This window comes from Variovorax nitratireducens, assembly GCF_051216545.1.
Taxonomy (GTDB): domain Bacteria; phylum Pseudomonadota; class Gammaproteobacteria; order Burkholderiales; family Burkholderiaceae_C; genus Variovorax.
In genome coordinates this window covers 169,917-189,427 of record NZ_JBPJZO010000007.1, presented here as the reverse complement: position 1 = coordinate 189,427, position 19,511 = coordinate 169,917, and the positions used below count along the sequence as shown (strand labels likewise).

Annotated in this window: 22 protein-coding genes and 1 tRNA gene; 13 read left to right on the top strand and 10 right to left on the bottom strand. The window is 67.8% G+C overall.

The genetic code is table 11. The features are described from left to right. The first annotated feature begins 50 nt into the window (after positions 1 to 50). A complete protein-coding gene (locus tag ACSFA8_RS18095; RefSeq protein ID WP_435480866.1) occupies positions 51 to 830 on the top strand; it encodes an enoyl-CoA hydratase in 780 nt (259 codons plus the stop codon). A gap of 5 nt (positions 831 to 835) precedes the next feature. Here the strand turns inward: ACSFA8_RS18095 and ACSFA8_RS18090 are convergent, their stop codons facing one another. Together ACSFA8_RS18090 and ACSFA8_RS18085 are read right to left on the bottom strand one after the other, a co-directional pair. Continuing rightward, positions 836 to 2,065 carry a hypothetical protein gene (locus tag ACSFA8_RS18090; RefSeq protein ID WP_435480865.1) on the bottom strand — a complete coding sequence of 410 codons (1,230 nt, stop codon included), beginning with the start codon at positions 2,063 to 2,065 and terminating at the stop codon, positions 836 to 838. Next, positions 2,062 to 2,727 carry a sigma-70 family RNA polymerase sigma factor gene (locus tag ACSFA8_RS18085; RefSeq protein ID WP_435480864.1) on the bottom strand — a complete coding sequence of 222 codons (666 nt, stop codon included), beginning with the start codon at positions 2,725 to 2,727 and terminating at the stop codon, positions 2,062 to 2,064. Before ACSFA8_RS18085 ends, ACSFA8_RS18090 begins: the two co-directional genes overlap by 4 nt. A gap of 125 nt (positions 2,728 to 2,852) precedes the next feature. Here ACSFA8_RS18085 and ACSFA8_RS18080 point away from each other — a divergent pair. Next, a tRNA-Met gene (locus tag ACSFA8_RS18080) sits at positions 2,853 to 2,929 on the top strand. A gap of 122 nt (positions 2,930 to 3,051) precedes the next feature. On the opposite strand, the gene ACSFA8_RS18075 is transcribed toward ACSFA8_RS18080, so the two are convergent. From ACSFA8_RS18075 to ruvB, 3 genes are all read right to left on the bottom strand, one after another. Continuing rightward, positions 3,052 to 3,918: a UDP-2,3-diacylglucosamine diphosphatase gene (locus ACSFA8_RS18075; protein ID WP_435480863.1), complete on the bottom strand. Its 867-nt coding sequence runs from the start codon at positions 3,916 to 3,918 to the stop codon at positions 3,052 to 3,054. Between the two features lie 164 nt (positions 3,919 to 4,082). Further along, positions 4,083 to 5,087 (bottom strand): CDF family Co(II)/Ni(II) efflux transporter DmeF, encoded by a 1,005-nt coding sequence (gene dmeF, locus ACSFA8_RS18070; protein ID WP_435480862.1) that lies wholly within the window; start codon positions 5,085 to 5,087, stop codon positions 4,083 to 4,085. A 30-nt stretch (positions 5,088 to 5,117) separates the two neighbouring features. Then, positions 5,118 to 6,173, bottom strand: coding sequence for a Holliday junction branch migration DNA helicase RuvB (ruvB, locus tag ACSFA8_RS18065; RefSeq protein WP_286539468.1), 1,056 nt, complete (start codon positions 6,171 to 6,173; stop codon positions 5,118 to 5,120). 82 nt (positions 6,174 to 6,255) lie between these two features. Here ruvB and ACSFA8_RS18060 point away from each other — a divergent pair, with 82 nt between their 5' ends. From ACSFA8_RS18060 to ACSFA8_RS18030, 7 genes are all read left to right on the top strand, one after another. Next, the gene (locus tag ACSFA8_RS18060) at positions 6,256 to 6,876 is read left to right on the top strand and encodes a CDP-alcohol phosphatidyltransferase family protein (protein WP_435480861.1); all 621 of its coding nucleotides are present in this window, start codon (positions 6,256 to 6,258) and stop codon (positions 6,874 to 6,876) included. Between the two features lie 55 nt (positions 6,877 to 6,931). After that, positions 6,932 to 8,692 (top strand): bifunctional alpha/beta hydrolase/class I SAM-dependent methyltransferase, encoded by a 1,761-nt coding sequence (locus tag ACSFA8_RS18055; protein WP_435480860.1) that lies wholly within the window; start codon positions 6,932 to 6,934, stop codon positions 8,690 to 8,692. Next, entirely contained in the window at positions 8,689 to 10,026 is a 1,338-nt protein-coding gene (locus tag ACSFA8_RS18050; protein ID WP_435480859.1) for a phosphatase PAP2/dual specificity phosphatase family protein, read from the top strand. The genes ACSFA8_RS18055 and ACSFA8_RS18050 overlap by 4 nt, the downstream gene beginning before the upstream one ends. Further along, a complete protein-coding gene (locus ACSFA8_RS18045) occupies positions 10,019 to 10,453 on the top strand; it encodes a hypothetical protein (RefSeq protein ID WP_435480858.1) in 435 nt (144 codons plus the stop codon). Before ACSFA8_RS18050 ends, ACSFA8_RS18045 begins: the two co-directional genes overlap by 8 nt. Positions 10,454 to 10,484: 31 nt before the next feature. Continuing rightward, a complete protein-coding gene (locus ACSFA8_RS18040) occupies positions 10,485 to 11,174 on the top strand; it encodes a lysophospholipid acyltransferase family protein (protein WP_435480857.1) in 690 nt (229 codons plus the stop codon). A 123-nt stretch (positions 11,175 to 11,297) separates the two neighbouring features. After that, positions 11,298 to 12,251 carry a phosphatidate cytidylyltransferase gene (locus ACSFA8_RS18035; RefSeq protein ID WP_435480856.1) on the top strand — a complete coding sequence of 318 codons (954 nt, stop codon included), beginning with the start codon at positions 11,298 to 11,300 and terminating at the stop codon, positions 12,249 to 12,251. Then, entirely contained in the window at positions 12,239 to 12,871 is a 633-nt protein-coding gene (locus ACSFA8_RS18030) for a YdeI/OmpD-associated family protein (RefSeq protein ID WP_435480855.1), read from the top strand. Before ACSFA8_RS18035 ends, ACSFA8_RS18030 begins: the two co-directional genes overlap by 13 nt. Before the next feature lie 12 nt (positions 12,872 to 12,883). Here ACSFA8_RS18030 and ACSFA8_RS18025 read toward each other — a convergent pair whose 3' ends face one another. Together ACSFA8_RS18025 and ruvA are read right to left on the bottom strand one after the other, a co-directional pair. Continuing rightward, on the bottom strand, positions 12,884 to 13,504 hold the full coding sequence (locus ACSFA8_RS18025; RefSeq protein WP_435480854.1) for a hypothetical protein: 621 nt from the start codon (positions 13,502 to 13,504) through the stop codon (positions 12,884 to 12,886). A 26-nt stretch (positions 13,505 to 13,530) separates the two neighbouring features. Further along, positions 13,531 to 14,103, bottom strand: coding sequence for a Holliday junction branch migration protein RuvA (ruvA, locus tag ACSFA8_RS18020; RefSeq protein WP_435480853.1), 573 nt, complete (start codon positions 14,101 to 14,103; stop codon positions 13,531 to 13,533). A 42-nt stretch (positions 14,104 to 14,145) separates the two neighbouring features. Here ruvA and ACSFA8_RS18015 point away from each other — a divergent pair, with 42 nt between their 5' ends. Beyond that, a complete protein-coding gene (locus tag ACSFA8_RS18015; RefSeq protein ID WP_435480852.1) occupies positions 14,146 to 15,093 on the top strand; it encodes a PhoH family protein in 948 nt (315 codons plus the stop codon). An 8-nt stretch (positions 15,094 to 15,101) separates the two neighbouring features. Beyond that, the gene (gene ybeY / locus ACSFA8_RS18010; protein ID WP_435480851.1) at positions 15,102 to 15,551 is read left to right on the top strand and encodes an rRNA maturation RNase YbeY; all 450 of its coding nucleotides are present in this window, start codon (positions 15,102 to 15,104) and stop codon (positions 15,549 to 15,551) included. A gap of 7 nt (positions 15,552 to 15,558) precedes the next feature. Here the strand turns inward: ybeY and dtd are convergent, their stop codons facing one another. Continuing rightward, positions 15,559 to 15,996 carry a D-aminoacyl-tRNA deacylase gene (dtd, locus tag ACSFA8_RS18005; RefSeq protein WP_435480850.1) on the bottom strand — a complete coding sequence of 146 codons (438 nt, stop codon included), beginning with the start codon at positions 15,994 to 15,996 and terminating at the stop codon, positions 15,559 to 15,561. Beyond that, the gene (locus tag ACSFA8_RS18000; RefSeq protein WP_435480849.1) at positions 15,993 to 16,940 is read right to left on the bottom strand and encodes a cation diffusion facilitator family transporter; all 948 of its coding nucleotides are present in this window, start codon (positions 16,938 to 16,940) and stop codon (positions 15,993 to 15,995) included. The genes dtd and ACSFA8_RS18000 overlap by 4 nt, the downstream gene beginning before the upstream one ends. 86 nt (positions 16,941 to 17,026) lie before the next feature. Here ACSFA8_RS18000 and ACSFA8_RS17995 point away from each other — a divergent pair, with 86 nt between their 5' ends. Beyond that, the gene (locus ACSFA8_RS17995) at positions 17,027 to 17,512 is read left to right on the top strand and encodes a FecR family protein (protein ID WP_435480848.1); all 486 of its coding nucleotides are present in this window, start codon (positions 17,027 to 17,029) and stop codon (positions 17,510 to 17,512) included. Beyond that, complete coding sequence (locus tag ACSFA8_RS17990) at positions 17,509 to 18,117, top strand: OmpA family protein (protein ID WP_435480847.1); 609 nt, start codon at positions 17,509 to 17,511, stop codon at positions 18,115 to 18,117. Before ACSFA8_RS17995 ends, ACSFA8_RS17990 begins: the two co-directional genes overlap by 4 nt. A gap of 16 nt (positions 18,118 to 18,133) precedes the next feature. Here ACSFA8_RS17990 and tyrS read toward each other — a convergent pair whose 3' ends face one another. Further along, the gene (gene tyrS / locus ACSFA8_RS17985; protein WP_435480846.1) at positions 18,134 to 19,366 is read right to left on the bottom strand and encodes a tyrosine--tRNA ligase; all 1,233 of its coding nucleotides are present in this window, start codon (positions 19,364 to 19,366) and stop codon (positions 18,134 to 18,136) included. Positions 19,367 to 19,511: the final 145 nt, after the last annotated feature.

The window sequence follows — 19,511 nt, the reverse complement described above, 5'->3', positions numbered from 1 at the left end:
CAACCGCACACCTGCCCCCACATTCCACCATCCTCCACGGAGACACAAACATGCACTACGAGAACATCGAAGTCCGCACCGAAGCCGGTAAGGTCGGCATCATCACGCTGAACCGGCCGAAGGCGCTCAACGCGCTCAACGATGCTCTCATGACGGAGCTCGGCACGGCGCTCATGGCCTTCGATGCCGACGAGGCGATCGGCTGCATCGTGCTGACCGGCAGCGAGCGCGCCTTTGCTGCCGGCGCCGACATCACGGCGATGGCGAAATACAGCTTTGCCGACACCTACAAGGGCGACTACATCACGCGCAACTGGGAAACCATCCGCAACATCCGCAAGCCGGTGATCGCCGCGGTCAGCGGCTTTGCGCTGGGCGGCGGCTGCGAGCTCGCGATGATGTGCGACTTCATCATCGCTGCCGACAACGCGAAGTTCGGCCAGCCCGAAATCAAGCTCGGCGTGATCCCCGGTGCCGGCGGCACGCAGCGCCTGCCGCGCGCGGTGGGCAAAAGCAAGGCGATGGACATGGCACTCACCGGCCGCATGATGGACGCGACCGAAGCCGAGCGCGCCGGCTTGGTGAGCCGCGTGGTGCCGTTCGACAAGCTGGCCGACGAGGTGCTCGGCGCCGCGCTCGCCATTGCGGATTTCTCGCAGATTGCAGTGATGGCGGCGAAAGAGTCGGTCAACCGCTCCTTCGAGAGCGGCCTCTCCGACGGCGTGATGTTCGAGCGCCGGCTGTTCCACGCGCTGTTTGCGACGGCCGACCAGAAGGAAGGCATGGACGCCTTCGTCAACAAGCGCAAGGCTGACTTCACGCACCGGTAGGCGCGTCAGCGCGGCGCCTCGAGCTGCGGCACGGCGGCGGCCGGGGCCGGCGGCGCAGTCACTTCGCGCAGGGCATCGCGCAGGCCGTCCAGCGCGCCCTCGGGCGGCTGGCCGGTGGCGGCTGGCGCGCCGCTCTCGCGCCAGCGCACCTCGCCCCGCGCGAGCTCGAACTGCGCCAGCGGCTTGCCGTCGCGCTCGAGCGTCACGCGCCATTCCACCTTGCTGCGCAGCGGCAGCGGGCTCACCGCTGAGAGAGCAGCCGAGCCGAGCAGCGTGCCGAGATCACGCGCCTCGGCCCGCGTGAAGCTGCGGGTCGGGCCATTGGCCGGGACGATGGTCATGCGCGTCCACTGGGACAGCGCCGCGAAGCTCGGCGGTTGGCTGGCTTCCGTGCGAACCGATGACGATGACTTGGCCTGGTTGCCGGCGCCGGCGCCGGCGACAGCGCCGGCGGGTGCCGGGGGCGCCGCTTCTTCACGCATCCGAGCGGCCGCACGCCGATCGGGTGCGGCGGCCACGGCCGCGTCGTTCGCGATCGGCGGCGCAGCGGGCACGGCGGTGATCGCCGGCGCCGGTGCAGGTGCCGACTGGCGCGCCAGCGGCGCCGCCCTGCGCTCGGCCTCATCGGCCATCCCGCCCCGCGGTTCGTTCTTCCTGGCACCGGCCGGTGGCATCGTCTCGCTGCGCGACGGCGCAGCCGCCGCGGGTGGCGGCGGCAAGTTCATCTGAAACGGCAGATCGGGCACCACCAGCGGCGTGCGCGGGCCTGGCAAGCTCGGCGCCTCGGTCACCGTGGGCGGCAACGCGATGCTGGGGGCAGCAGCCGGCGCCGATGCTTCCGGCTGGGCCGGTTCAGGCGCGGCGGCAGGCGCCGCGGATTTCGCAGCAGCCGGCGCCTGGCTGTCGAGTTGCGGGCCGGGCACCGGTTCGCGCTGCCACAGCACCGTGACCAGCACGCCGACCAGCAGGCTGGCAAAGGCGGCGTTCCAGGGCATGCGGTTCTTGCCACCGCTGCCGAACAGCAGACGGTGCCACCAGGGCCGGCCGTCCGGCAACATCGGCAACAAGTCCTGCGCGCCTTCATCGGACGCCACCGCCTGGTGCGCCATGCGGCGGATCGCCTTGCCGATCCGGAAGTCGGGCACGGCGCCGTGATCGGGCGCGTTCTCCAGCGCGCGGCGCAGCGCCGGGTCAGGCCGGTCGTCGTCTTCGGGCGGCAGGACTTTGTCGTTCATGCCCGATGCTCCAACGCTGACAGGTAGCGCTCCATGCAGCCGCGCAGCTTCTGCAAGGCGTAGCGCAGCCGGCTGCGCACGGTTTCGAAGCCAACGTCGAGGCTTTGCGCAATTGCCTCGACGGTGAAACCCTCTTCCTGCTGCAGCAGGAACGCCGCACGCTGCTCGTCGGGCAGTTCGTCCAGGCAGGCGAGCAGGCGGCGGCCCGCGGCGCGCCAGAAGGCCAGCTCTTCGGCCGACGCGTGGCTGGCCTCTGGCCGCAGCAGGCCGCGGCTGAACAGCACCCCGGCCTCGAGCCCGTCGCCGTCTTCGTCGTGCGCGTAGTACGACACCTCGCGCCCGCTCTGGCGCAGCCGATCCATCGCGAGGTTGTGCGCGATCGTGAACGCCCAGGTGCGCCAGCTCGCGCCCTGCGGCGAGAAGCTGGCCCGCGCCTTGATGATGCGTTCCCAGGTTTCCTGGAACACCTCGTCCACCTCGGCCGACAGCCGCACGCCCATCAGCCGCCGCACGAAGCGGAACAGGCCGCCCTCGTGGCGCGCATAGAGCAGATCGAACGCGGCCGTGTCGCCGCCGGCATAGGCAAGCATCAGCTGATCGTCGGGCACGGCGGCGCTGTCGGCAGGGTCGTCGGCAGGGCTGTCGGGAGAGACCGGAGGCATGAAGGGATTTTCACCCGAGGTTGTACGGGCGACGGCGCCGATCGGGGTTAACGAATCCGGCCTTTGCACAGTGGCTCGCCTGGTGAAGATGACGGCGCCAGAGTCCGGGCTATAATCTCGGGCTCGGCTCTTTAGCTCAGTCGGTTAGAGCGATGGAATCATAATCCACAGGTCCGCGGTTCGAATCCGTGAAGAGCCACCAGATCGTTGTTCGCCGCTGCACCGGCGTTCGCAAAACCCGAAGCCCCTGCCGCCTTCAAAGCGCCAGGGGCTTCTTGTTGTCCTGAACTTCGGACACCCACTCCAGGTGCGCACGCCCCGGCCTCAAACCGCTGCCGGCTCCCGCCGCCGCGACAGCACCGGCGTGCGCGCCTCCACCGGCATGTGCTCGCCCCAGTGGATGATTTCGAGCGTGCCGTCGGCCTGCTCTGCGAGCGCGGTCAGGCTCTCGACCCAGTCGCCGTCGTTGCAATACAGGACGCCGTCGATATCGCGCATCTCGGCATGGTGGATGTGGCCGCAGACCACGCCCTGCACCCCGCGCTTGCGGGCTTCGCGTGCCACCGCCACTTCGAAATCGCCGACGTAGCTCACGGCGCGCTTCACCTTCTGCTTGAGGTAGTTCGACAGCGACCAGTACGGCAGCCCCATGCGCGCGCGCAGCGAATTCAGGTGGCGGTTCAGCTTGAGCGTGAATTCGTAGAGCGAGTCGCCGACGTGCGCCAGCCACTTGGCGCACTGGATCACGCCGTCGAACAGGTCGCCGTGGATGATCCACAACTTGCGGCCGTCGGCGGTCTCATGGATCCACTCTTCGGCCACTTCGATGCCGCCGAAATTGTGGTTGAGGTACTTGCGCGCAAACTCGTCGTGGTTGCCCGGGATGAAGATCACGCGGGTGCCGTTGCGCGCCTTGCGCAGGAGCTTCTGCACCACGTCGTTGTGCGCCTGCGGCCAGTACCAGTGCCGCTTGAGCTGCCAGCCGTCGATGATGTCGCCGACCAGGAACAGCGTCTCGCACTCGGTGTGCTTCAGGAAGTCGAGCAGTGCGCGGGCCTGGCAGCCGGGCGTGCCGAGGTGCAGGTCGGAGATCCACAGCGAGCGAAAACGCTGCCGCGGCCGCGTCCCCTCGTCGGTGTCGGGGCCGGCTGTGTCGCGCCATGCGCGGATGAAAGCATCGTCGCGTTGCATGGGCGGATAGGCTCGCAGGGCCCCATGACGGCGGCATGGCAATGGGGTGACACCCGCGTGACCGTGGGCGCGGCACCGGGCCGACCCCAGTCGTCGGGCCGATGCCCTCCACAACATCGGCCTGGGCATGCGCCGAGCGAGTGACCCCGCTGCCGCTGGCGCCACTATGGGTGCTGGGAACCTACTACGTGGCGCAGATGCTCATCGTCCGGCATGCAGCGCTGGATCTCCACGGTGGAGTGCCGGATCTCCTCGTGCATCGAGAAGCAGGCCCGCACCTCGTCGGCGCTCAGCGTCGGTGAGTGGGTGACGACGGTGACGGCGCACGCATAGGCGCCGCGGCCGACGCGCCACACGTGCAGGTCGGCCACGCGCGTTTCCGATGCCGCCAGTCCGCACTCGATGCCGTCGCGGATCTCGCCGACCACCGGATGGTCCATTTCGCGGTCGAGCAGCACGCGGCCCGTCTGGAGCAGCAGCCCCTTCGCCCAGACCGCTACCAGCACCGCGCCGACGATCCCCATTGCCGGGTCGAGCCAGGCCCAACCGTAGAGCCAGCCGCCGGCCAGCGCGACGATCGCAAGCACCGAGGTAGCGGCGTCGGCCAGCACATGCATGTACGCGGACTTGAGGTTCAGGTCTTCACCATGCGCGTGCGGGGCGTCGTGTGCATGCGCATGGTCGTGGTCGTGGTCGTGACCATGTCTGTGCCCGTGCGCCGTGCCCAGCAGGCGGGCGCAGACCAGATTGACGATCAGCCCGAGCACGCCGATCGCCATCGCCTCGCGGTAGTGGATCGGGGCCGGCGACCAGAGCCGTTCGACCGAACCGAACACCATCAGCGCGGCCACGCCGAGCAGGAACAAGGCGCTCGCAAAGCCGCCCAGCACCTCGATCTTCCAGGTGCCGAAGGCGAAGCGCGGGTCGTGCGCATAGCGGCGCGCGGCGGCGTACGCGAAGGCGCTGAGGCCGATCGCCACCGCGTGCGAACTCATGTGCCAGCCGTCGGCCAGCAGCGCCATCGAGTTGAACCACCAGCCGGCGCCGATCTCGACCACCATCGTCACGGCGGTGATCCACATCACGAGCCGCGTGCTCCGCTCGGCGTGCTCGTTCTCCTCGCCGAAGCGATGGTCGTGGCGCCAGGCGCTCAGGTCATGCGTGTGCATTGCAATCTTTCGCGAAGACTGGGGGGGCGCTCATACACCGAACATGTCGCCGTCGCGGTTCGGCGGCGCGATTCCGAGATGGCGGTAGGCGGCCAACGTGGCGATGCGGCCGCGCGGCGTGCGCTGCAGGTAGCCCTGCTGGATCAGGTAAGGCTCGATCACGTCCTCGATTGTGTCGCGCTCCTCGCCGATGCTGGCCGCAATATTGTCGAGGCCGACCGGGCCGCCGTCGAAGCGGTGGATCACGGCTTCGAGCAGCTTGCGGTCCATCAGGTCGAAGCCTTGCGGGTCGACGTCGAGCATCGCCAGCGCCTTGTGCGCCACGTCTTCGGTGATGCGGCCATCACCCTTGACCTCGGCGTAGTCGCGCACCCGGCGCAGCAGCCGGTTGGCGATGCGCGGCGTGCCGCGCGAGCGGCGCGCGATCTCGAAGCCGCCGGCTTCGTCCATCGCGACCTTCAGCAGGCCCGCGCTGCGCCGCACGATGTGGGCCAGTTCGTCGGCCGTGTAGAACTCGAGCCGCGCGACGATGCCGAAGCGGTCGCGCAGCGGGTTGGTCAGCATGCCGGCGCGCGTGGTGGCGCCGACCAGCGTGAAGGGCTGCAGGTCGAGCTTGATGCTGCGCGCGGCCGGGCCCTCGCCGATCATGATGTCGATCTGGTAGTCCTCCAGCGCGGGGTAGAGGATTTCTTCGACCACCGGGCTCAGGCGGTGGATCTCGTCGATGAAAAGCACGTCGTTGCGCTCGAGATTGGTCAGCAGCGCCGCCAGATCCTTCGGCTTCTCGAGGACCGGGCCCGAGGTCTGGCGCAGGTTGACGCCGAGTTCGGCCGCGATGATGTGGGAGAGCGTGGTCTTGCCGAGGCCGGGCGGACCGAACAACAGCACGTGGTCGAGCGCTTCTTCGCGCTTGCGCGCCGCACCGATGAAGATCCCGAGTTGTTCGCGCACCTTGGCCTGCCCCACATACTCCTGCAGCAGCTTGGGGCGCAGCGCCCGCTCGATCGCTTCTTCATTCGGCGAAGCCGGGGCGGCGGAGACCACGCGTTGCGGGGCCGGGGCGAAGTCATCGGTCTGGATGGTCATAGGGCATAGGGCGGATGGGGCAGTTTAGCCATGTGCCCCGCTGGCAGAATGCGGCACCGAAGAAGGGGAAGAGGCCCGCAGCGTGTCGATCTACGAACTGAAACCGCGTTTCCAGGCCCTGCTGCGGCCGATGGTGGTGCGCCTGCACGGCCAGGGCGCAACGGCCAACCAGGTCACGCTGGCGGCCTGCGTCATCTCGGTGGCGCTGGGCCTGTGGCTCTTCTTCGCGCTGCCGGCGCGCGCCGCCTTCGCGCTGATCCCGCTCTGGATGTTCCTGCGCATGGGCCTCAACGCCATCGACGGCATGCTGGCGCGCGAGTTCGGTCAGCAAAGCAGGCTCGGCGCCTTTCTGAACGAGCTGACCGACGTGGTATCCGACGCGGCGCTGTACCTGCCATTTGCGCTGGTTGCGCCGTTCAGCCCGTTCTGGGTCGGCGCCGTGATCGTGCTGGCCGGCCTGAGCGAGTTCGCCGGTGCGCTGGGGCCGACGGTCGGCGCCTCGCGCCGCTACGACGGGCCGCTCGGCAAAAGCGATCGCGCCTTCGTGTTCGGCGCGCTCGGGCTCTACGTGGCGCTCGGCTGGCCGCTGCCGGACTGGTCCGGCTTGCTCATGCCCCTGCTGGCAGCGCTGGTGGCATGGACCATCGTCAACCGCGTTCGCCGCGCGCTGGACGAAGCCGCCGCCACACCGCAGAATTCATAAGAAACCGGCTTGCAGTGCCCGTCCTGCGGGCGCGAGAAGCTATCAAATTCATAGCATGAAAACTTCCCGCATCGCGCACGAGCACCACTTCAGCACGCACGACGAGGTCGCGCTGTTCTATCGGCACTGGCCGGCAACCGGCGAAACACGGCGCGGCGCCATCGTGCTGTTCCACCGCGGCCATGAACACGGCGCGCGCATGGCGCACCTGGTCGACGAGTTGGATCTGCCCGACTTCGACTTCTTCGCCTGGGACGCGCGTGGCCATGGCCAGTCGCCCGGCCAGCGCGGCTACAGCCCCAGCTTTGCGACCTCGGTGCGCGACGTGCAGACCTTCATCGACCACATCGGCACCACGCACGGCGTGCCGCCCGAAGACATTCACGTGATCGCGCAGAGCGTGGGCGCGGTGCTGATCGCGACCTGGGCGCACGACTACGCGCCCAGGGTGCGCGGCCTCACGCTGGCCTCGCCGGCGTTCAAGGTCAAGCTCTACGTGCCGTTCGCGCGGGCCGGCCTGGGGCTGATGCACAAGCTGCGCGGGCTGTTCTTCGTCAACAGCTACGTCAAGGCGAAGTTCCTCACGCACGACCGCGAACGCATTGCGAGCTACGAGAGCGACCCGCTGATTTCGCGGCCGATCGCCGTCAACATCCTGCTCGGGCTCTACGAAGCGGCCGACCGCGTGGTGGCCGACGCCAACGCGATCACGCTGCCGACGCAGTTGCTGATCTCTGGCGCCGACTGGGTGGTGCACCACAAGCCGCAGCACCAGTTCTTCGAGCGGCTCGGCAGCGCAGTGAAGACCAAGATGGAGCTGCCCGGCTTCTTCCACGACACGCTCGGCGAGAAAGACCGCGCACCGGCCGTTGCCGCAATCCGCGCCTTCGTGCTGCAACTGTTCGACGCGCCGCCGGTGCCGGTCGACCGGCGCAGTGCGCACCTGGCCGGCGAAACGGCCGACGAGTCGCGCGCACTCGCCGCGCCGCTCTCGCCGCTGTCGCCGCGCGGCGCCTACTGGGCGATGACGCGCGGCGGCCTGCGCTTCGGCGGGCTGCTGTCGCGCGGCGTCGCACTCGGCCATGCAACGGGTTTCGATTCGGGCAGCACGCTCGACTATGTCTATCGCAACGCACCGCAGGGCATGGGCCCGCTCGGCCGTTCGATCGACAAGACCTATCTCGGCTCGATCGGTTGGCGCGGCATTCGCCAACGCAAGATTCATGTGGAAGAACTGCTGTGCGAGGCGATGGAGCGGCTGGCCGAGCAGCACCGTGAAGTGCGGTTGATGGACATCGCGGCCGGGCATGGCCGCTACGTGCTCGACGCCGTGGTCGCCAGCCCGGTCAAGGCCGCGTCGATCCTGCTGCGCGACTACAGCGAGATCAACGTGCGCGACGGCCGCAGGCTGATCGCCGAAAAGGGCCTCGAAGACGTGGCGCAGTTCGTGCAGGCCGACGCCTTCGATCGCATGAGCCTCGCCAGCGTGTTGCCGCGGCCGACGCTGGCAGTGGTGTCGGGCCTGTACGAACTGTTCCCCGACAACGAGATGGTGAGCCGCTCGCTCGCGGGCGTCGGCGATGCGGTGGAAGACGGCGGCTACCTGGTCTACACCGGCCAGCCCTGGCATCCGCAACTCGAGATGATCGCGCGCGCGCTCACCAGCCACCGCCAGGGCGAGGCATGGGTGATGCGCCGCCGCACGCAGGCCGAGATGGATCAACTGGTCGAAGCCGCGGGCTTCCGCAAGATCGCGCAGCGCGTCGACGAGTGGGGCATCTTCACGGTATCGCTCGCGGTACGGGTCGAGGAATGATCGCTGCATGGTTCGCTCGACGGCCTTGGAAACGCGCAGCCGCCTGGCTCGCGCTGCTCGGGCCGCTGTTCTACGCGACCTACGGTTTTGCCAACTGGTGGGCGACCACGCGTGCCCAGGTGCCGAGTGCGGCCTTCGAATGGGAACGGCAGATTCCGTTCTGGCCCTGGACGATCTTTCCGTACTGGACGATCAATGTGTTCTACGCGCTCTCGCTGTTTCTGGTGTGCAGTAAACACATGGTCGACCGGCATGCCTTGCGCCTCGTCACGGCGACTGCCATCGCCGTCACCTGCTTCGTGCTGTGGCCGCTGCACTTCAGCTTCGGACAGCCACCGGTAGACGGCGCGCCGGCGTTTCTGTTCAATGCGCTGCGCGGTTTCGACCAGCCCTACAACCAGGCGCCCTCGCTGCACATCGCGCTGGCCGTGATCCTCTGGGATTGGTACCGGCGGCTCATCACGGCGCGCTGGGCGCGTGCGGTGATGCACGTGTGGGCGTTCGCGATCTGCGCGTCGGTGCTGACGACATGGCAGCACCATTTCATCGACATCCCGACCGGCGCCCTGCTCGGGATCGTCTGCGTCTGGCTCTGGCCGCTGGAGCGCGTGGTGTCCCTGCCGCGGGCCTGGAAGCTGGCGCGCGATCCGCAGCGCTGGAAGCTCGCCGGCTTCTATGCGGCCGGCGCGGCGCTCTGCCTGGCGCTGGCGCTCGCCATCGGCGGCATCGCGCTCTGGCTGGCCTGGCCGGCGGCGTCGCTCGCTGCCGTGGCGCTCAACTACATCGGCTTCGGTGCGCGCGGCTTCCAGATGGACGCGCGCGGCCGCATGGCCTGGCCGGCGCGCTGGCTACTGATGCCCTACCGCGCCGGCGCCGCCCTGAACGCCTGGCTCTGGACGCGCAAGCTGCCGGCCTCGGTCGAGGTGCTGCCGGGCCTGCGGCTGGGCCGCATTCCGAACGCCGCCGAATGGCAGGCCGCCGGCCGGCCGCGGCTGCTGAGCCTGAGCGCCGAGCTGCAATTGCCACCGGTCGCCGGCGCGCGCTGCGTGCCCATGCTCGACCTTGTGGTGCCGCCACCCGCGCGACTGCGGCGCGCGGCCGCCGTCATCGAAGCGCAGCGCCGCAGCGGCGAAGCCGTCTGGGCCTGCTGCGCACTCGGCTTTTCGCGCAGCGCAGCATCGTTGATCGGCTGGGTCGCGACGCATGGCGACAACGCACCCGCACTGGCCGAGGCGGAGAAGCTGGTGCGGCAGGCACGCCCGCAGATCGTGCTGCGCCCGGCCTGGCACGCGGCGCTCGAACAAGCCACGCGAGGCGTGCGACACCATGAATGACGACGACCGCGCCCTGTGCACCGGCACCGCGAGCCTGCTGCGCGCGAACGGCGTCATCGCCGCCTTCGGCTTCGCGCTGAGCGGCATCGCGCTCGGCGTGCTGGCGTTGACCGCGCGCTCGCTCCCGTTGACCTCGTGCCTAGCCTTCGGCGCGGTCGCGGCACTCGGCGTGCTCGAGCGCTACCTGGCGCTGCGCCTGCAGTTCGACATCGGCCTCTTCGAAGGCCTGGCGAACGGCCGCATCGGCTCGCCGGGCATGCTCGACAACGCGCTGCAGCGGCTCGGCATGCGCAACGCGCCCGACGAGCCGCGCGCACTGGCCGATCGCGTGCTCGGCACGCGTCAATTGATGCAGCGCCACGCCATCGTGGTGGCCTGCCAGATCGCGGTGTTCGTGCTGGCCTTGCTGACAGAGGATTTGCGATGAACAAAAAAAGATTCAGGAGCGAGGCGTTGTCATGAATGCATCCGTGGAAGGCGAAAGCCGCAAGGCCGCCGCCGTCATCTCGGCCTGGCTGATCGTCGGCGCCGCGAAGCTGCTGACCGGCGTGCGAGCGATCTGGAGCGGCACCCAGCCCAAGGCCGAGCAGACGCTCTACTTCGCCAACCACACGAGCCATGGCGACTTCGTGCTGCTGTGGGCCACGCTGCCGGCCGACCTGCGCGCGCTGACGCGGCCGGTCGCCGGGCAGGACTACTGGCTGGCCTCCAAGCTGCGCCGCTTCATCGGCGAAGAGGTGTTCAACGCGCTGATGATCAAGCGGGACGGCTCGGCGGCACCCGGCAGTGAGGCCGACGGTGCAGCTGCCAGCAATCCGGTGCAACAGATGGCCGACGCATTGCAGGCCGGCGACTCGCTCATCATGTTTCCCGAAGGCACGCGCAACATCGGTGACGAGGTGCTGCTGCCGCTGAAGAGCGGGCTCTATCACCTGGCGCGCGCCTGCCCCGACGTGCGGCTGGTGCCGGTGTGGATCGAGAACCTGAAGCGCGTGCTGCCCAAGGGCACGCTGGTGCCGATCCCGCTGGCCTGCACGGTGCGCTACGGCACGCCGATCGTGCTGGCCGAGGGCGAAGACAAGAACACCTTAATGGCGCGTGCCCGCGCCGCGATGCTCGACCTGCAGCCCGAGTACGACAAAGTATGAAGCACACCCCCAGGCTTCGCGCACTTCGTGTCGCTTCGCCCACCCCCTTGCAGGGGGCAACACCAGCGGCCCGGCAGAGCCGGTTCCGCGGTGTTCCGCGAACAATCCCAACCAAGCGCTGATATGAACCTTTCTCCCTTTGCTTGGATCACTTTGCAGCTCTTCGGTGGCGTTTTCGGCGTTCTGCTGCTGGCCTCGGCCATCGGCGCGCTGCTCAAGTGGCGGGTGGCGCAGGGCCAGCCGCATTCGGTGATCGACAACCTCAACTCGCGCGTCAACGCGTGGTGGGTGATGGTGGCAGTCATCGGGCTCGCCTTCGCGTTTGGCAAGGGCGGCGTGATCGTGCTGTTTTATCTGATCTCGTTCTATGCGCTGCGCGAGTTCATCAGCCTGGCCTACACGCGGCGCGGCGATCACCATGCGATTGCGCTCGCGTTCTTCGTGGCGCTGCCGGTGCAGTACTTCCTGATCTGGATTGACTGGTACGGGCTCTATTCGATCTTCATTCCGGTCTATGCGTTTCTGGTGCTGCCGATCCTCGCGGCCGTGGGCGGCGACACGCAGCGCTTTCTGGAGCGCACCTCGAAGATCCAGTGGGGGCTGATGGTGTGCGTGTTCTGCATCAGCCATGTGCCCGCCCTGCTCACCCTGCAGATTCCCGGTTTCGAAGGGCGCAACCTGTTGCTGATCGCCTTCCTGGTGATCGTGGTGCAGGGCAGCGACGTGCTTCAGTACGTGTGGGGCAAGCTGTTCGGCAAACGCAAGGTCGCGCCCGAACTCTCGCCCTCCAAGACCTGGGAAGGCCTGATCGGCGGCGTGGCGAGCGCCACCGCGCTGGGCGCCGCGCTCTCGTGGGCCACGCCGTTCAACGCCTGGCAAGCCGCGCTGATGGCGCTCACGATCTGCCTCATGGGATTCTTCGGCGGCCTGGTGATGTCGGCCATCAAACGCGACCGCGGCGTGAAGGACTGGGGCACCATGATCGAGGGCCATGGCGGCATGCTGGATCGGCTCGACTCGGTGGTCTTCGCGGCGCCGATCTACTTTCACGCGCTGCGCTACTGGTGGGTGCCGTGAGCGCGGGCAGCAGCACGCGCGAAAAAAAGCCCGCAGCCGCCGAGCGCGCCCCGCACAACACGCCGGTCGAATGCACCACCCCCGCCGCATGGGAGCGTTGGCTCAAGCGGCACCATGCCACCGCAGCCGGCGTGTGGCTGCGCATGGCGAAGAAGGCCAGCGGCATCGCCTCCATCGACCATCCCGGGGCGCTCGAAGTCGCGTTGTGCTACGGCTGGATCGACGGCCAGCGCAAGAGCGACGACGCGCAGTATTTCCTGCAGCGCTTCACCCCGCGCACGCCGCGCAGCACCTGGTCGCGGATCAACCGCGCCAAGGCGCTGAAGCTGATCGAGGAAGGCCGCATGCAGCCGGCCGGGCTGGCCGAAGTGGAGCGCGCCCGCGCCGACGGCCGTTGGGAAGCGGCCTACGAAGCCGCGAGCGTGGCGACAGTGCCGCCCGATCTGCAGGCCGCGCTGGACGCGAACAAGAAAGCTGCGAAGTTCTTCGCCACGCTGGATGCGCGCAACCGCTTTGCGGTGCTGTTCCGTACGCAGGGTGCGAAGAAACCTGAAACCCGGGCGCGCCGCATCGAGAAGTTCGTCGAGATGCTGGCCAGGGGCGAGAAGATCCATCCCTGAGCGGCGAGAACGCTACGCGTCCGTTCGCTGGAGTTCGTACTCTACGGGCTTGTAGGGGCCCATGGCCACGCCGATGTCCCACAGCTTCAGCGCACCAGGCAACACGGCCTGGCTGCCAATCTTGGCAACACCGCGTTTTCGGATTTCGCGGTTGAGGCGGGACGAGAAGGACGTGATCCTGCCGAAGTCCCAGGCCTCGACCCCGCCGAGAACGTCCACAGTGTCCGACCACGCCTGTGCACGCTTCATCGAGTTGTGGTTGGTGTGCGAGTTTTCCAGTCGCGCATCGCCCGCGGAGGCCGAGCCCAGGTACAGCTGCACCAGGCCCCAGCCATCGGCGTTGTAGCGGAATGTGGCACCACCGCAAGCCTCCGGGTTCAGCGTCACGCGGCGCGGCACGAAGGCGGGGCCCGCGCCGCGCACATACAGCTGCAGATGCACGGCATGCCACCTCCTGCCGTTGGGATAGCTGCGATCGAACTGCGCCAGCACTTCGGCCGCCGAGCGGAAACATCTCAGCGGTTGCTCGAAGTCAGACGCAAGTTCGTACACCTCGCAGCTTTCTTCGGCGAACAGCCAAGAGAGCAGGCTGTCGTGGTCTTCCTTCGTGGCGTAGAAGTCGCAGTTGGGCATGCCCTCGGTCCCGTGCTTGTTACGGCCTACTTCGCCAGTGCTTTCAGCGCCAGCTTGATGCCTTCACTCACCGTTGCGTCCTTGGGCAGTGCCTTGAGCGCCAGCGCGGCTTCCTTGTCGCTGTATCCCAGCGCGACCAGCGCCTGCAGGATGTCGGCCTGCGCGTCGCTCGCCGCGTGTGTCGGCAGCGCGATGTCGGCGCCGAGCTTGCCCTTGAGTTCGAGCAGCAGCCGTTCGGCGGTCTTCTTGCCGATGCCGGGGATCTTGACCAGGCGCCCGGCGTCCTGCAGCGTGACCACCTGGGCCAGTTCCGCCACGCTCAGGCCCGACAACACGCCGAGCGCCATGCGCGGGCCGACGCCGGAGATCTTGATGAGCTGGCGGAACGCCACGCGTTCTCCGGCGGTGCCGAAGCCGTAGAGGATCTGCGCGTCCTCGCGCACCACGAAATGCGTGAGCAGGGACACGCGTTCGCCGGTGGGCGGCAGGTTGTAGAAAGTGCTCATGGGCACGTCGACCTCGTAGCCGACCCCGTTGCAGTCCACCACCACTTGCGGTGGATTGCGTTCGGCCAGCGTGCCGGTCAACTTGCCTATCATGGGAGCCCTTCTTGTTGTCTTCTTCGAGCCGGAATTATCCCCTTGATCATTCGCCACACCTTCAAGCCGCTCAACAACGCACGCCTTGGCCATCTCTGTGGCCCGCTCGACGAGCATCTGCGCCGCATCGAAGAGGCGCTGGGCGTGACGATCGCGCACCGGCACGAACAGTTCAAGGTCGAGGGGGCCAAGGCCAGGGCGCAGGAGGCGATGGACGTGCTGCAGGCGCTCTACGAAATCGCCGAGCGGCCGATCGACCCGGCCGTAGTCCAGCTCACGCTGGCCAGCGATTCGGGCATGACCGACGACGGCGAAGCCGGCCCGATGCTGGTCACGCGCCGGGCCGACCTGCGCGCCCGCACGCCGACCCAGGCGGCCTACCTCGAGAACATCGCGAACCACGACATCACCTTCGGCATCGGCCCGGCCGGCACCGGCAAGACCTACCTCGCGGTGGCCTGCGCGGTCGATGCGCTGGAGCGCAGCGCGGTGCAGCGCATCGTGCTCACGCGGCCTGCAGTGGAGGCCGGCGAGCGGCTCGGCTTTCTGCCGGGCAACCTGTCTGAAAAGGTCGACCCCTACCTGCGCCCGCTGTACGACGCGCTCTACGACCTTATGGGCTTCGACAAAGTCCAGAAAGCCTTCGAACGCAACGCACTGGAGATCGCGCCGCTGGCCTTCATGCGTGGCCGCACGCTCAACAACGCCTTCGTGATCCTCGACGAAGCGCAGAACACCACGCCCGAGCAGATGAAGATGTTCCTGACGCGCATCGGCTTCGGCGCCAAGGCGGTGGTGACGGGCGACGTAAGCCAGATCGATCTGCCCAAGCACCAGCTCAGCGGACTGATCGACGCCGAGCGCGTGATGAAGCGCGTCCAGGGCATTGCGATCACTCGCTTCACCTCGGCCGACGTGGTGCGGCATCCGCTGGTGGCGCGCATCGTCGACGCCTACGACGGCCAGCGCAAGCGCGCGGACGCGCGGTGAGCCGGGCGATGCTGCCAGCGCTCTCGCTGTCCCTGCAGTTCGGCCGCTTCAAGGGTGTGGAGCGCCACCGTGCGGCGCTGCCGCGCCACAGCGTCGTTCGCTGGATTCGCCATGCGCTGGAATGCGATGGCGAACTGGCCGTGCGCATCGTCGACGCCGACGAAGGCCAGCGCCTGAACCGCGAATTCCGCGGCAAGGACTACCCGACCAACGTGCTTACCTTCGACTATGCACAAAGCCCGCTGGTGATGGCCGACCTGGTGCTGTGCGCACCGGTCATCGCACGCGAGGCGAAGGAGCAGCGCAAGACGCTGGCCGCGCACTACGCGCACATGGTCGTGCACGGCACGCTGCATGCCCAGGGCTGGGATCACGAGACCGGCGAGGCGGACGCCGAAGCGATGGAAGCGCGCGAGATCGAGATCCTCTCCCGGCTCGCCATCCGCAACCCCTACTGAACGGTCATCAGGTTTGCAGCGCGATGGTGACCGGGCCGTCGTTCACCAGGTGCACCTGCATGTCGGCGCCGAACTCGCCGGTCGCCACATCCGGATGTGCGGCACGGGCCTGCGCCACAAAGTAGCCGTACAGCCGCCGCCCTTCGTCCGGGGGCGCAGCCTGCGTAAAGCTCGGCCGGTTGCCGCCGCTGACATCGGCCGCCAGAGTGAACTGGCTCACGATGAGCAGCCCGCCACCGACGTCCTGCACGCTGTGGTTCATCTTGCCGGCCGCGTCGGAAAAGATGCGCAGCTTGAGGATCTTGGCGAGCAGCCTGTCGGCCGCCGCGTCGCTGTCGCCGCGCTCGGCACACACCAGCACCAGCAGCCCGGCGCCGATCCGGCCCACAGTCAGGCCGGCGATGTCGACGCGCGCGTCGCCAACACGCTGCAGTACGGCCTTCATGCGGCCGGCTCCGCGATTTGCGTGGCACGGGCTTCCATGCCGAGCGGCAGCAACTGGATCGTCACGCGCAGGCCGGGCACGGCGTCCATCAGCGACTGCTCGAGCGCGTCACGCAATGACGCGGCACGTTGCAGCGACCAGTCGCCGGGCACGTGCATGTGCAAGTCCGCAAAGCGGCGCTGGCCGGCGCTGCGCGTCACGATGTCGTCAAAGCGCAGCTGCGGGCCCTCGGGCACTGTGGCCTTGAAACGGTCGAGCGTCGCGAGCAGCGCGGCTTGCGATTCGGCATCGAGCGCCGCGTCCATCAACCCCTGCGACGAGCGCCAGACCAGCCGCACGCCCTCGCGCGCGATGTTCAGCGCCACACCGATCGCGAGCACCGGGTCGAGCCAGAGCCAGCCAGTGAAATGCACGGCAATGATGCCGAGCACCACGCCGACCGACGTCCACACATCGGTGACCAGATGCCGCCCGTCGGCCTCGAGCGCAATCGAGCGGTGTTCCCGCGCTGCGCGGAACAGCGCCCAGGCCAGTGCGCCATTGAAAACCGAACTCGCCACCGATAGCGCCAGACCCCAGCCCAACTGCTCGATCGGCTGGGGCGACAGCAGGCGTTGCACCGACACCCAGAGGATCGCGAGCGCCGCACCCACGATCAGGATGCCCTCGAAGCCGGACGAAAAATACTCGGCCTTGTGATGACCGTAAGGATGGTCTTCGTCGGCCGGGCGTGCCGCGATGGTCACCATCGCCAGCGCGAACATGGCGCTGGCGAGGTTGACAAAGGACTCCATCGCGTCCGAAATGAGCCCCATCGAATTGGTCACGTAGCCTGCCAGGCCCTTTAGCACGATGGTGAGCAGCGCGACCGCAATCGACCAGCGCAGCCAGGCCTTGGGGCTCAGCGTGGCGGACTTGCGGGGAACGTGGGAGCGGGGAGGCAACACAAACAACGGCACGAGGCCTCGAAACGAGGTCTGAATTATGGCCGGCGGCCTTGATGCGGCGTGGCTCGCGTACCATCCGAGCCATGAGACTGAAGTTCTGGATGACCTTTGCCGGCTCCTTCTGGGTGGCCACGACCGCGCTGGCGCAAGCACCCGCTGCCACGGCCCCCGCGGCGCCCTCTGCAGAGCATGCGGGCTTTATCAAGATGGTGCGCGGCGACGTCCAACTGCTCAACGCCGGCGGCGTACTCCGGCCTGCCCGCGCGGGTGACGAAGTGGCGCCGATCGAGCGCCTCGTCACCGGCCCCGAGGCGGCGGCCAGCGTCGTGCTGCGCGACGGCAGCACGCTGGTGGTTGGCCCTTCGTCGCGGGTCGACTTGAAAGAATTCAGCTTCGACGCGACCACACAGGACGGCAACATGCTGGTTGGCCTGCTGCGTGGTTCGCTGCGCATGATCACCGGCTTGATCGGCAAGAGACACCCCGACGCGGTGCGCATCGAAACACAAACCGCCACCATCGGCATCCGCGGTACCGACTTCATCGTGCAGGCGGACGCACAGCAGTGACCGCACGTCGCCTCGGCCTTTGCCTCGCTGCCGCCTGCGCGGTGTTGCTCGCTGCCTGCTCCACGCCCGCCACCCGCGTCGTCTTGCTGCCGCAGGAAGATGGCCGCCCTTCGGCCGTGGTGGTGCAGTCCAAGGGCGGCGAGCAGACGCTCTCCAAGCCCTATGCCCGGGCCACTGCCGCCGTCGGCGCCAGCGGCGCGCCGGTCGTCGACCAAGCCGACCCGGCGCAGATCCGGAGAGACAACAAGGCGCTGTTCGAACTCGCCCCGCCTCGTGCGCAGAACTATGCGCTGTACTTCAATGCCGGCGGCACGGCGCTCACCCCTGCCTCAGATCAAACCATGCAGGAGGTGATCGCCGCAGCGCTCGCGCGCAGTGGCGGCGACATCGTCGTGACCGGCCACACCGACACAACCGGCACGCCGTCGCAAAACGACGAGCTGTCGCGCCGGCGCGCGCAGGAGATCCGTCAGATGCTGGTGACACGCGGCTTTCCGGCCGCGCGCATCGAGGCAGTCGGCCGCGGACTGCGCGACCTGGCCGTGCCGACCGGCCCAGACGTGGACGAGCCGCAAAACCGGCGCGTGACGGTCGAGGTTCGCTGAGAGGCCTGCCTGAGCCTCAGTTCAGGGTAACCCGGGCGAACTTCCGCTTGCCGACCTGGAGCACGTAGATGCCGGCTGCAAGCTTCAGGCCCTTGTCGCTGACCACCACCGAATCGATTCGCACGCCGCCGCCGTCTATGAGGCGATTGCCCTCGCCGCTCGACTCCACCAGCCCGGCCTGCTTGAGCAGTTGCCCGATGCCCAGCGGCGCGCCCGCGACGGCACGTTCGGGGATTTCATCGGGCACACCGCCCTTGCTGCGGTTGACGAAGTCCTGCTCGGCCGCGTCGGCTGCCGCCACGCTGTGGAAGCGGGCCGTGATTTCCCGGGCCAGCGCCACCTTGGCATCTTTTGGGTTGCGCCCGGCCTCCACCTCGGCCTTGAGCGCCGCGATCTCTGCCAGCGACTTGAAGCTCAGCAGCGTGTACCAGCGCCACATCAGCACGTCGGAGATCGACAGCACCTTGGCAAACATGGTGGCGGGCGCCTCGCTGATGCCGATGTAGTTGTTCTTGCTCTTCGACATCTTTTCGATGCCGTCGAGCCCCTCCAGCAGAGGCATAGTGAGTATGCACTGCGGCTCCTGACCGTATTCCTGCTGAAGATGGCGGCCGACCAGCAGGTTGAACTTTTGGTCGGTGCCGCCCAGTTCGAGGTCGCTTTTCAGCGCCACGGAGTCGTAGCCCTGCATCAGCGGGTAGAGGAATTCGTGCACCGAGATCGACTGGCCGGCCTTGAAGCGCTTGCTGAAGTCGTCGCGCTCCATCATGCGGGCCACCGTGTATTTGGCCGCCAGTTGGATCATGCCGCGGGCGCCGAGCGGGTCGCTCCACTCCGAGTTGTAGCGAATCTCGGTTCGCGCCGGATCCAGCACCAGGCTGGCCTGCCGGTAGTAGGTCTGGGCGTTGGCCTCGATCTGCTCGCGCGTCAGCGGCGGCCGGGTGCTGTTGCGGCCCGAGGGGTCGCCAATGGTGGTCGTGAAGTCGCCGATCAGGAAGATCACCGTATGGCCGAGATCCTGCAACTGGCGCATCTTGTTCAGCACCACGGTGTGGCCGACATGGATGTCCGGCGCCGTCGGATCGAGCCCGAGCTTGATGCGCAACGGCTGTCCGGTGGCCTCGGAGCGTTGCAGTTTCCTGACCCATTCGTCTCGGGGCAGCAACTCGTCCGCGCCCCGGAGCGATACTTCGAGAGCCCGTCCTACACCATTGGACAGGGTTACGGATGTAACAAATTCGGCATTCATTGGGCTTTTGGCTGGTTTTTCTATGGCCGAAGCTATACTCAAGGCCGACTTTTCATGCGCCGGATTCTAATCGGCGCTTTTTCCGCACCGTCCTGCCCGCCTTCACGCAAGGCCCTTGCAGCGCGGATTTGCCGAACCGATTTGG

What these genes read in the sequence shown, in the direction of transcription:
- ACSFA8_RS18095 (WP_435480866.1), top strand. Translation starts at nt 51, where the DNA reads ATGCACTACGAGAACATCGAAGTCCGCACCGAAGCCGGTAAGGTCGGC.
- ACSFA8_RS18090 (WP_435480865.1), bottom strand. Translation starts at nt 2,065, where the DNA reads ATGAACGACAAAGTCCTGCCGCCCGAAGACGACGACCGGCCTGACCCG.
- ACSFA8_RS18085 (WP_435480864.1), bottom strand. Translation starts at nt 2,727, where the DNA reads ATGCCTCCGGTCTCTCCCGACAGCCCTGCCGACGACCCTGCCGACAGC.
- ACSFA8_RS18075 (WP_435480863.1), bottom strand. Translation starts at nt 3,918, where the DNA reads ATGCAACGCGACGATGCTTTCATCCGCGCATGGCGCGACACAGCCGGC.
- dmeF (WP_435480862.1), bottom strand. Translation starts at nt 5,087, where the DNA reads ATGCACACGCATGACCTGAGCGCCTGGCGCCACGACCATCGCTTCGGC.
- ruvB (WP_286539468.1), bottom strand. Translation starts at nt 6,173, where the DNA reads ATGACCATCCAGACCGATGACTTCGCCCCGGCCCCGCAACGCGTGGTC.
- ACSFA8_RS18055 (WP_435480860.1), top strand. Translation starts at nt 6,932, where the DNA reads ATGAAAACTTCCCGCATCGCGCACGAGCACCACTTCAGCACGCACGAC.
- ACSFA8_RS18050 (WP_435480859.1), top strand. Translation starts at nt 8,689, where the DNA reads ATGATCGCTGCATGGTTCGCTCGACGGCCTTGGAAACGCGCAGCCGCC.
- ACSFA8_RS18045 (WP_435480858.1), top strand. Translation starts at nt 10,019, where the DNA reads ATGAATGACGACGACCGCGCCCTGTGCACCGGCACCGCGAGCCTGCTG.
- ACSFA8_RS18040 (WP_435480857.1), top strand. Translation starts at nt 10,485, where the DNA reads ATGAATGCATCCGTGGAAGGCGAAAGCCGCAAGGCCGCCGCCGTCATC.
- ACSFA8_RS18035 (WP_435480856.1), top strand. Translation starts at nt 11,298, where the DNA reads ATGAACCTTTCTCCCTTTGCTTGGATCACTTTGCAGCTCTTCGGTGGC.
- ACSFA8_RS18025 (WP_435480854.1), bottom strand. Translation starts at nt 13,504, where the DNA reads ATGCCCAACTGCGACTTCTACGCCACGAAGGAAGACCACGACAGCCTG.
- ruvA (WP_435480853.1), bottom strand. Translation starts at nt 14,103, where the DNA reads ATGATAGGCAAGTTGACCGGCACGCTGGCCGAACGCAATCCACCGCAA.
- ybeY (WP_435480851.1), top strand. Translation starts at nt 15,102, where the DNA reads ATGCTGCCAGCGCTCTCGCTGTCCCTGCAGTTCGGCCGCTTCAAGGGT.
- dtd (WP_435480850.1), bottom strand. Translation starts at nt 15,996, where the DNA reads ATGAAGGCCGTACTGCAGCGTGTTGGCGACGCGCGCGTCGACATCGCC.
- ACSFA8_RS17995 (WP_435480848.1), top strand. Translation starts at nt 17,027, where the DNA reads ATGAGACTGAAGTTCTGGATGACCTTTGCCGGCTCCTTCTGGGTGGCC.
- tyrS (WP_435480846.1), bottom strand. Translation starts at nt 19,366, where the DNA reads ATGAATGCCGAATTTGTTACATCCGTAACCCTGTCCAATGGTGTAGGA.